Source organism: Paenibacillus koleovorans NBRC 103111 (assembly GCF_004000845.1).
Lineage (GTDB): Bacteria > Bacillota > Bacilli > Paenibacillales > NBRC-103111 > Paenibacillus_AA > Paenibacillus_AA koleovorans.
The window spans coordinates 1-8,688 of record NZ_BIMA01000188.1 but is presented as its reverse complement, the minus strand read 5'-3'; the positions used below and the strand labels follow the sequence as shown (position 1 = coordinate 8,688).

Annotated in this window: 12 protein-coding genes and 1 pseudogene; 10 read left to right on the top strand and 3 right to left on the bottom strand. The window is 47.5% G+C overall.

What is annotated here, in order from left to right:
- The first annotated feature begins 124 nt into the window (after window positions 1–124).
- The gene (locus PKO02S_RS30995) at window positions 125–730 is read left to right on the top strand and encodes a TetR/AcrR family transcriptional regulator (RefSeq protein ID WP_127588982.1); all 606 of its coding nucleotides are present in this window, start codon (window positions 125–127) and stop codon (window positions 728–730) included.
- On the opposite strand, the gene PKO02S_RS30990 is transcribed toward PKO02S_RS30995, so the two are convergent.
- Together PKO02S_RS30990 and PKO02S_RS30985 are read right to left on the bottom strand one after the other, a co-directional pair.
- Complete coding sequence (locus tag PKO02S_RS30990; RefSeq protein WP_127588980.1) at window positions 702–1,568, bottom strand: hypothetical protein; 867 nt, start codon at window positions 1,566–1,568, stop codon at window positions 702–704. The two genes, PKO02S_RS30995 and PKO02S_RS30990, sit on opposite strands and share 29 nt — an antisense overlap.
- Window positions 1,565–2,101 carry an RNA polymerase sigma factor gene (locus PKO02S_RS30985; RefSeq protein ID WP_164821802.1) on the bottom strand — a complete coding sequence of 179 codons (537 nt, stop codon included), beginning with the start codon at window positions 2,099–2,101 and terminating at the stop codon, window positions 1,565–1,567. The genes PKO02S_RS30990 and PKO02S_RS30985 overlap by 4 nt, the downstream gene beginning before the upstream one ends.
- A gap of 176 nt (window positions 2,102–2,277) precedes the next feature.
- On the opposite strand from PKO02S_RS30985, the gene PKO02S_RS34050 reads away from it, so the two are divergent.
- The 6 genes and pseudogenes from PKO02S_RS34050 to PKO02S_RS30955 all read left to right on the top strand — a co-directional run bounded on the left by PKO02S_RS34050 (window position 2,278) and on the right by PKO02S_RS30955 (window position 4,880).
- The gene (locus PKO02S_RS34050) at window positions 2,278–2,469 is read left to right on the top strand and encodes a recombinase family protein (RefSeq protein ID WP_127588976.1); all 192 of its coding nucleotides are present in this window, start codon (window positions 2,278–2,280) and stop codon (window positions 2,467–2,469) included.
- Window positions 2,450–3,364 carry a histidine kinase N-terminal 7TM domain-containing protein gene (locus PKO02S_RS30975; protein ID WP_127588974.1) on the top strand — a complete coding sequence of 305 codons (915 nt, stop codon included), beginning with the start codon at window positions 2,450–2,452 and terminating at the stop codon, window positions 3,362–3,364. The genes PKO02S_RS34050 and PKO02S_RS30975 overlap by 20 nt, the downstream gene beginning before the upstream one ends.
- Window positions 3,300–3,572, top strand: a pseudogene (locus PKO02S_RS34045) (sensor histidine kinase); the annotation flags it as partial. The gene PKO02S_RS30975 and the pseudogene PKO02S_RS34045, both read left to right, overlap by 65 nt.
- Before the next feature lie 29 nt (window positions 3,573–3,601).
- On the top strand, window positions 3,602–3,733 hold the full coding sequence (locus tag PKO02S_RS34040) for an ATP-binding protein (protein WP_373865257.1): 132 nt from the start codon (window positions 3,602–3,604) through the stop codon (window positions 3,731–3,733).
- 39 nt (window positions 3,734–3,772) lie between these two features.
- Entirely contained in the window at window positions 3,773–4,474 is a 702-nt protein-coding gene (locus PKO02S_RS30960) for a response regulator (protein WP_127588970.1), read from the top strand.
- A complete protein-coding gene (locus PKO02S_RS30955) occupies window positions 4,458–4,880 on the top strand; it encodes an S-layer homology domain-containing protein (RefSeq protein WP_246067656.1) in 423 nt (140 codons plus the stop codon). The genes PKO02S_RS30960 and PKO02S_RS30955 overlap by 17 nt, the downstream gene beginning before the upstream one ends.
- 281 nt (window positions 4,881–5,161) lie before the next feature.
- On the opposite strand, the gene PKO02S_RS30950 is transcribed toward PKO02S_RS30955, so the two are convergent.
- Window positions 5,162–6,073 (bottom strand): helix-turn-helix transcriptional regulator, encoded by a 912-nt coding sequence (locus PKO02S_RS30950; protein ID WP_127588985.1) that lies wholly within the window; start codon window positions 6,071–6,073, stop codon window positions 5,162–5,164.
- Window positions 6,074–6,176: 103 nt separating this feature from the next.
- Here PKO02S_RS30950 and PKO02S_RS30945 point away from each other — a divergent pair, with 103 nt between their 5' ends.
- From PKO02S_RS30945 to PKO02S_RS30930, 3 genes are all read left to right on the top strand, one after another.
- Window positions 6,177–6,641: a VOC family protein gene (locus PKO02S_RS30945; RefSeq protein WP_127588968.1), complete on the top strand. Its 465-nt coding sequence runs from the start codon at window positions 6,177–6,179 to the stop codon at window positions 6,639–6,641.
- Window positions 6,642–6,919: 278 nt separating this feature from the next.
- The gene (locus PKO02S_RS30935) at window positions 6,920–7,339 is read left to right on the top strand and encodes an S-layer homology domain-containing protein (RefSeq protein ID WP_127588966.1); all 420 of its coding nucleotides are present in this window, start codon (window positions 6,920–6,922) and stop codon (window positions 7,337–7,339) included.
- A 357-nt stretch (window positions 7,340–7,696) separates the two neighbouring features.
- A complete protein-coding gene (locus tag PKO02S_RS30930; protein WP_164821799.1) occupies window positions 7,697–8,500 on the top strand; it encodes an SDR family NAD(P)-dependent oxidoreductase in 804 nt (267 codons plus the stop codon).
- Window positions 8,501–8,688: the final 188 nt, after the last annotated feature.

Here is an 8,688-nt window from a genome sequence, read left to right as displayed (position 1 = left end):
TTCTTGTTGATGATCAAACAACGTGTTGTATAATGTTATTGTATAGATTCACTATACGGTCATCAACCATCAGATTTTTAATATCTGTCGTATAATCGATTGAACAGTAAAATGGAGGCCAATAATGAAAAAGCAACCTGAAATTACGGACAAAACAAGGCAAACATTTATAAATGTATTCTGTGATTTATATAGCCAAAAACCAATTGAAAAAATATCCATTCAAGAGATTGCTAACCAATCCGGATATAATCGCAGTACATTTTATCAATACTTTACGGATATCTATGAGTTGTTGGACTACGTTGAAGAGCGTGTTATGAAATCCATTAACATGGAAATGGCAAGCAGAGAGTTTTCTACCCATACTTTCCAAGATGCACTTCAATGCTTGGAGAATGCAGAGGAAATTTCTGTTTTTAAAGCCCTCTTGGGCGACTATGGTTCTGTTCATTTTGTGGAACGCCTGAAAAGAGAAATTCCCTTTGAGAAATTGATTGTGGACTTTCCAACAAATGATGTCTTAGCACCATACATCATTGAGTTTTACATATCAACATTAATATCTATGTTTCGCCTTTGGATACGCAACGGCAAAGATCTATCGTCGGAGGAATTGGCCAAGTTGGTAGATAGCCTATTTGCAAATGGGATAACACCGTATCATAGCTTTGGCACGGTCAATCCGCGGCGGTCACCGCTTAATTTTCAATTACAAAAGCATCGATAATTTTTTTCATCTCCGAGGATGGGATGTTTCCGTAAATGGTATACAACAAATTATCATGTACAAAAACGGTAAGCTTCTCTGTAATACTTCCTGCTGCATACATCAATAGACTACTCTCCTCAGACGCGGCTTGGAACGTGTCTTTTAAAAGGTAAGCTGTAATGCCATTCACAGGGCTTATATATTTTTCTTCATAATTATAGGTATCCAGGTTGTCCATCTCATATTGTGCGCCTCTTCCAGTGAAAAATGAAACCTTCATATTTACAGGAGACTTATAGACGGTATCACGATCTGCACTGTATCTGTGTTGTCTATCACCGTTTTCCAAAATGGTTTCACTGAAGTTTTCCAAATCTCCAATGAAAAAATAACGCAAAAAGAGCTCTGCCATATTTCGTTTTTCGAAGTATCTGAAGTCAGCCATAGATTCGTTACTCATTGTGTTGTGCAACAGCTTGATCTTAAGTTCATCTTCTGCGGTATTGGTATTGGTATCGGTATAAGACTTATATCCGATTCTGTTCGGCTGTTTGCCGACCCATGTGAGACCATTCACCTCGATCGGTATCATTTCTAGATTGTTGTCGATAACCAAGGTTTCGTTATTATGGAGTGATATTTGAATGCTCCTGTATACATTTTCAGCTACAGCTGCAATCTGTTGAAATTGCGCAGTACCAATGATGATAACTAGTAGGGCGACTGCTGCGGAGATCTGCATGTGTCGTTTGCGATTTTGCCTGCGAATTCGAATCTGATGCAATACATGTTGCTTGAAATGCATTTCTGGGGGAGTAATTTCCTCCAATTGTTTTCGGATGAGTTCCATATTCATTGCACCCACTCCTCCTTAGCATAAGTTTCCCTGTGCTCTACCTCTTTGGCAAGTCTGCTTCTCAGCCGTTCGAATCGTTTTCGAAGTGTTGATTCTGATACGTTTAATATGTGTGACAGTTCTTGGTATGACCGTTCATCCAAAACTCTGCCGTAAAGCAATGCTCTGTCTGCCACAGATAAAGACGATAATATACTATAAAGAGGCTCAGATATGTAACTTTCTTGAGCAGGGCTTATGTCTTCACTCGCTTTCCAGAGCTTAAATCTGAGTTTCCGCCTTCTTACCGCATTGATTGCCGTTGTATATGCAATGCGATACAACCAAGCATTCATCGATGTACCTAGCTGAAATTGCCTTCTTTTTTCGTATGCTTTAATAAAGGTATCTTGCAAAACATCCTTTGCTTCTTCAACATCACACAAAATGGAGATACAGTATCGAAGAAGCGACTTGCTATACGTATCTATTACTTCTTCAAGTGCCCTCTCATCTCCGCTAACAAAGGCATGTAATGTTTCCTGTTCTAGCAACTTTGGCCCTCCCTCAAACTTGTATTTACTTTGTATAACGTTTCATCTGCGATATTTGTGACATCATTCTTGGCTCAAAACAGATATCAGTGTTTTACGAAGCAAACAGAAGATATAAATGGAAAAATATTTGCGTACGCCAACGAGCATCCGCAGTTACGGACGTTGAATCCCAAATGCGTGGTGATGGATTTGGCGCAAGCTTACCACACCTGGATACAGTGGTGGTCGAGTTTCTTTCTCGCCTATCCCGATCCTCGCAGGATTTGCTCGCTCTTTTGTCGGTTTGGCAGGAGAAGGGCATTAATCTGGTTAGTTGCAGGGAGAACATCGACATGGGTTCCTGGTATGACCTATTTGACGATTAGTATGGCGGTAAAAATTATTTCAGCCGCGATTACGGCGCTTGTCGGGATTTATGCCTATGCGAACAGACACCAGCGCGGAGCTCGCTATTTGGCATGGGTGATGCTCTTCGAAACTTTAAATGCATGCGGGTCCATTTTCGAGATGATAAGCGCGACATTAACGGAAAAGCTGCATTGGTTTAACCTCCACCAATCGGCCCATATTTTCGCAATTCCGTTTTTCCTGTTTTTCGTGCTGGATTATGTCGGCCAAGAGCGGCTGCTGCAACGGAGCAAAATCTTTCTAATACTGCTATATTTCATCTTGTGGGCGGCGCTCTTATGGACGGACTCGTATCATCAACTGCTCCGCTACGAAATGATGCTGCAAGACGGCGAGTTGACATTTTCCAGTACGGGACTGTCCGTCTGCCTGAATATCATCGGTTTCATGGCGTTGTTGATGGCACTTTGTTATTTGGGCGTCTATGCCGGGAAATACGGCCCGCTTGCACGCAAGCAAACGTTATGGGTCTGGCTATCCGTAACCCTGCCCATTATGTGGGTCATTGCAGGGCTGGTCAATCCGCTGCCGCCATTATTATGGGGCCTGTATACTGTTGTCATTAATGGAATTATAGGGGTCTGCATGTTTTTGGCGGTTTTCAAGTATAAGCTGTTGTCAACCGTTCCCATCGCAAAGGATATAATCGTGGAAATGATACTAGACGGTGTTCTCGTGGCAGATGACAAAGGCGCGGTGATCGACAGCAACGCATCCGCTCGCCGGTTGTTTGCAGGGTGGGCCGGAAGCTCGGCCGATTTGGCGGGTAGGGGTCCTGTCGTCTGTTGTGAAGGAAGCCGCCAAGCTGTTGGAAAGCAAGAGCGAAGCCAAGCAAGTTCGTATCCACAATAAGGTTCGGGACGGCATTCAAGTGTGTGCGGACAGGGAGGCGGTCAGCTTGATCTTGCGGAATTTGCTTACTAACGCTATCAAGTATACAAAGCCCGGCGGCCTTGTTTGCGTCGATGCAGAAGAACAGGATGAAATGGTTGTTGTTACGGTCAGAGACAATGGGATCGGGATCGGGCCGGAAAGAATGAGATTATTATTCGGCGGCGTTCCGTTAGGGTCATCCCCTGGAACCGAAGGGTGCGTGGAACCGGAATCGGTCTGCTCGTGTGCAAGGAGCTTGTGCAAAGAAGCGGTGGAGAAATTGGGGTGAACAGCGCCCCATGTGAAGGAAGCGTCTTTTATTTTTCATTGCCTCGCGTTATTTCGTAATTCGTTGACCGATGCGAAGCTGTAAGTTAGGGTGAGAGTATGAGAGTGATGCTGATAGACGACGAGAAGGCCATGTTAATTATTCTGAGGCGGCTGTTGTCCCAAATTGAAGGCGTGACGATTTCGGGAAGCTTCCTGAATGGCGCGGATGCGCTCGATTGGGTGCGGTCGGAAGCGGTGGATATTGCTTTTGTCGACATTCAGATGGCCGGGGAAGACGGCATCGGGCTGGCCAAGCAAATGCAGGCGATTCGCCGGAATCTGAAGATTGTGTTCGTCACGTCGCATAAAGAGTATGCGCTCGATGCTTTTGAGCTCGGCGCAGTCGATGATATTGTCAAGCCGGTCATCCTCGAACGGCTCACGCAAACGATCGAACGGGTTGCCGGGGAGAGGGGGATCTCAGCAACATCCGAAGAAGACGCGGCGAACAGATTGACGGTGAACGGTCTGGGCGGCATGACTGCGCACAGCCGGCATGGCGATGTCAAATGGATTTCCGGTAAAAGCGCCGAACTGTTTGCCTATCTTCTGATGCATCGCCACAAAGGTGCCGCGAGGGATCAAATATTGGAGGATCTGTTTGACGGCTTGACGAACCGCCAAACGAATGTATTCCTGAATACGGCCGTGTATCAGCTCCGAAAAACGCTGAAGTTTCACGGACTGAAGACGGCCCTTGTCTCGCTTAATGAGCGGTATAAGCTCCACTCCGTGGCAGTGGATGCCGATAGGGCTTAAACTGGAAAATAATTCAACCTCCTTTTCAGACGTGAAGGGGACAGATTGGTACAGCAGCGCAATCCAGACAGCAAATGCCTACGGACTAATCGACGGGTTTAACGACGGGACATTCCGCCCGAATGACAAGATCACGAGAGAACAGGCGATGACGATTATCGCCAAGGCGATGAAGCTAACCGGACTGCGAGACAAGATGGCCGCACAATCGGCGGAAGAGACGCTTCATTCGTTCAGAGATACAGCAGATGTAGCGACGTGGGCAAAAAGCGGCGTTGCGGACGTCGTGCAGGCGGGCATCGTATCCGGCAGAAGTGCAGATACGCTTGTGCCGAAGGGCTACATGACCCGCGCCGAAGTGGCAGCAACAATTCAGCGGTTGCTTAAGCAATCGGGATTGATCTAACCAGAATTGATATAAACGGGAATGTGGTCGGCCACGACAACTGCTGCCGTGGCCGATTTTCACACTAGCACGGCCTATGTGGGCATGAAAAATGAAATGAATAGTAGGGGGAAAAGTTTTGGTGCCCTCCTTGCACTTTGAAAATTTCATATGTTCTAATCCGGTACATTCCCCCGCACACCTATTTAGGAGGGATAAGGAGACTTCCGTCCAGCCACAGCTCATCGCAATGGGGGCGGCTTCCAGCGATGCGAGTACCGACTCGGAAGAAACGAGGCCTTTCAGGAGTAGTTATCCATCATTTTTTTTAAATAATTTCGAAAGTTTTCAACATACGTTTTGGGCTCTACAATTGTTAGATTTGTACCAAAGCTTGCTAAAAATTCAAACCCCGTACTGTTTTGAGGGACATAAATGGTTGCTATTAAATATTCAGGACTATAGTTTTCAATACTTTTTCGTCCGAACCTTTCAATAAATTGATCTTTTATGCCAGGCGAAATCAACGCCTTGACTGCGACTAGTTCCGGTTGATAACTTGCTTCCTGCCCTTGCTCCAACAAATCATCTCTAGGGCTAAACGTTTGTTCATTTATATCAAGATGATCGATCCGAGATAATTTGAACGTTCTAGATCCCATACGTTGTAAACAGAATCCTTTCAGATACCAACTCATTTCGCTAAAATGAAGCTGATAGGGCTCGACAGTTCTATTCGTCGCCGTGCCATTTTTATCTATATAATCAAATGAAACTACTCTTCGCTTTAAGATGGCTTCCTGACATGTCTTCAAGGTTTGACGAATCTCAAACCTACCCTCCCAATCATAAAAAGACAGTTGGATCGAACTTTTCGGAGCCAATGGGCTAACCATAGCTTCTATTTTTTTGATCGTTATTTCAACTTCTTCACTAATTAGAATTTGTTCCAGTCCGCCGAGCGCAGTCAATATATTCTCTAGGTCAGAGCTGCTTAAAAGACGTTTATCAACTTTGTATTCATCCATAATGCCGTAGCCGCCACGAACTCCAGTGACCGAATAGATCGGTATGTTCGATAAACTCAAAGTTTCCATATCGCGAAGAATCGTTCTTTTGGAAACGTTAAATAATTGCACGAATTCCTTGGTGGAAACGACGTCCTTTTTCAGCAAAATCATAATGATAGAGATCAATCTCTCGACTTTTTCCATAGATTCCCCTATCTTTTTTTCTGCATCAATATAAAACAGTGACATACAGCTGTCACCTTTTATGAATTATACTACATTTATAACAAGAAGGAGGTATTGCTTTATGGCAGCTATTGTATATGTAAACTTTGATGGGAATGCAGAACAAGTGATTGAATTTTATTCGGAGGCTTTAAGCGCAACTGAAGTAAAAAAAGTGAGATTTGGGGATATCCCGCAAGATCCAAACTACCCTATGCCGGAAAATGAGTTAAATATGATCATGGAGTCTTCCATAGAATTCGCAGGCGGGAAGATCATGATGTCGGACATTTTGCCTTCCATGAAGGCGGCAACAGGTGAGTTGGTGCAAGGGAATAATATTCTGATTAGTCTGGTCATCGATGATAAGCAAAAATTGGAACAATACTTTAATGGTTTGTCCCTTGGCGGCTATGTCATCATGCCGTTATCCAATTATCCCTGGTCTTCGTGTTTTGGAATGCTAGTTGATAAATTTGGAGTTAACTGGAAATTTAATAGCGACGCAGATCAGTTTCTAGATAACGTAATATCCAATAAACAGTAACTCATTCTGAAAAATGGTCTTCCAAGGGGTTGTCTCCATAATCTCGTCTTCTCTGCAATTGTCCAAAAAATGAGAAAACAGGTTGTGGTACTATGCACTCATAAATCACCATTAAGGCGACTGAACAAGCGGATCGCGTCAGCGTTCTCGTTCAGGATTCGGGAATCGGCATCCCGTCCGAGCGGCAAAAATTGCTGTTTCAGGCGTTTGTCCAAGGCGGCCAGGGCACAGCCGCATTTAGTCCGGATCTCGACATTAACCGCGCTGAATTCGCCGCCATGATCGTATGCGCGCTGGGGCTCATCCCGGCGCAGACAGGCAAACGCTTTGGCGATGTGGACGCGTCCGCTTGGTATAGCGGCACTGTTGCGACGGCGAATGCCTACGATTTGATCAACGGCTATGAGGACGGTAACTTCCGGCCGAACGAGCGCATCACCCGCGAGCAGGCGATGGCGATCATCGCTAGGGCGATGGGCGTTACGCGGCTTGACATCGTTGGCGCTGACAGCGAACTAGCGCGATTCACCGATGTCCGGGAGTTGTCTGGCTGGGCGGTTAAAGCTGCGGCAACGAGCGTGAAGGCCGGTCTAGTGAGCGGACGGGACGCCGACAAGCTCGCGCCAAAAGCGTTCATGACGCGCGCCGAGGCGGCGGCTATCGTGCAGCGGCTGCTGAAACAGTCCGAACTGATCTAATAGAGGTTTAGGCGTAAAACAGGGACGTCCGATATCGTGGACGTCCCTGTTTTGACGATAGGCTTACAGAGATAAACTGCAAACATTATACAGTACCGGATGATGCTGAACTGATAACTCGATTAGAAATGGTGTGCATCATATTCCGACTGCGGATAAGCCGCTGCACGGTTAGCGGTGCTTATTCTGCGCCGCACGAGACAAATCGATTGACAAGAACCGACGATAAAAATAAAGTGGAGACAAGATCAGCATTTGCCAACCGGCTTTCTTGGCCGGGGGTGTGAGGCGTTTGTTGCAAAAATGAACTTCACGCGCCAAGCGGTGCGTCCAATCTACATAAGGCGGGGTTGCGATTTGTTTACGGATCGGTTGTTGCAAGGCAAAGTGGCTGTCGTCACAGGAGCGGCAGCGGGTCTCGGGTTTGGCGCGGCGAAGCGGATGGCCGAGGCGGGAGCCGCCGTCGTCATCGCCGACCGCTCGACCGCGGGAGAAGAGGCGGCTGAACGGCTGCGGCAAGCGGGCTACGAAGCGGCGTTCGCGCAGGCGGATGTGACGAGCGAAGCCGACATGGAGGGGATGGTCGCCCGCGCGGAGGAAACGTTCGGCGGCGTCGACATATTGGTGAACAACGCCGGCTTGTACCCGCGCAGCATGATGCAGGATACGAGCGTCGAACTGTGGGACCGCGTCATGGCGATCAATTTGCGCGGCGCGTTTCTGGCGAGCAAGGCGGCGGAGCCGGCGCTTGTGCGCCGCGGCGGCGGGGCGATCGTCAACATCGGCTCGAGCCATGCGATAATCGGCTTGCCGGAGCTGTTCGCCTACTCTGTCTCGAAAGGCGGCTTGCTGACGATGACCCGCAATATGGCGGGCTCGCTCGCCAAGCACCGCATACGCGTCAATTGCGTCAATCCCGGCTGGGTAGCGACGGAAGGCGAACTGTCGGAGCGGGCGGCCAAGGGCCAGTCGGCAGACTGGCTGGCGGACAAAGGCAGGGCGTTGCCGCTCGGGCGCATGCAGACGACGGACGACACGGCGGCGCTGATCGTGTTTCTGGCGAGCGATTGGGCCACGCAAATTACCGGGCAGTTCATCCAGATCGACGGCGGCAAGGAAGTTACGTCCATGTTCGACGATCGCAGCCTGAGCACCGATTAAGGCGGCGACACGTACAAATGGTACTTGCATTCCAACAGGCTTAAAGCCAGAAGAGCAAAGTCGTCCAATGGGCGGCTTTTTCTGTATTCGAGAAACGGAGGTAGTAAAATGACAGCTTGGTGGGGAATTGACGATATGTTCCAAATCCGTATTGGAGCGGCGTTTTCCGATGGGGGTTGATGGTTACT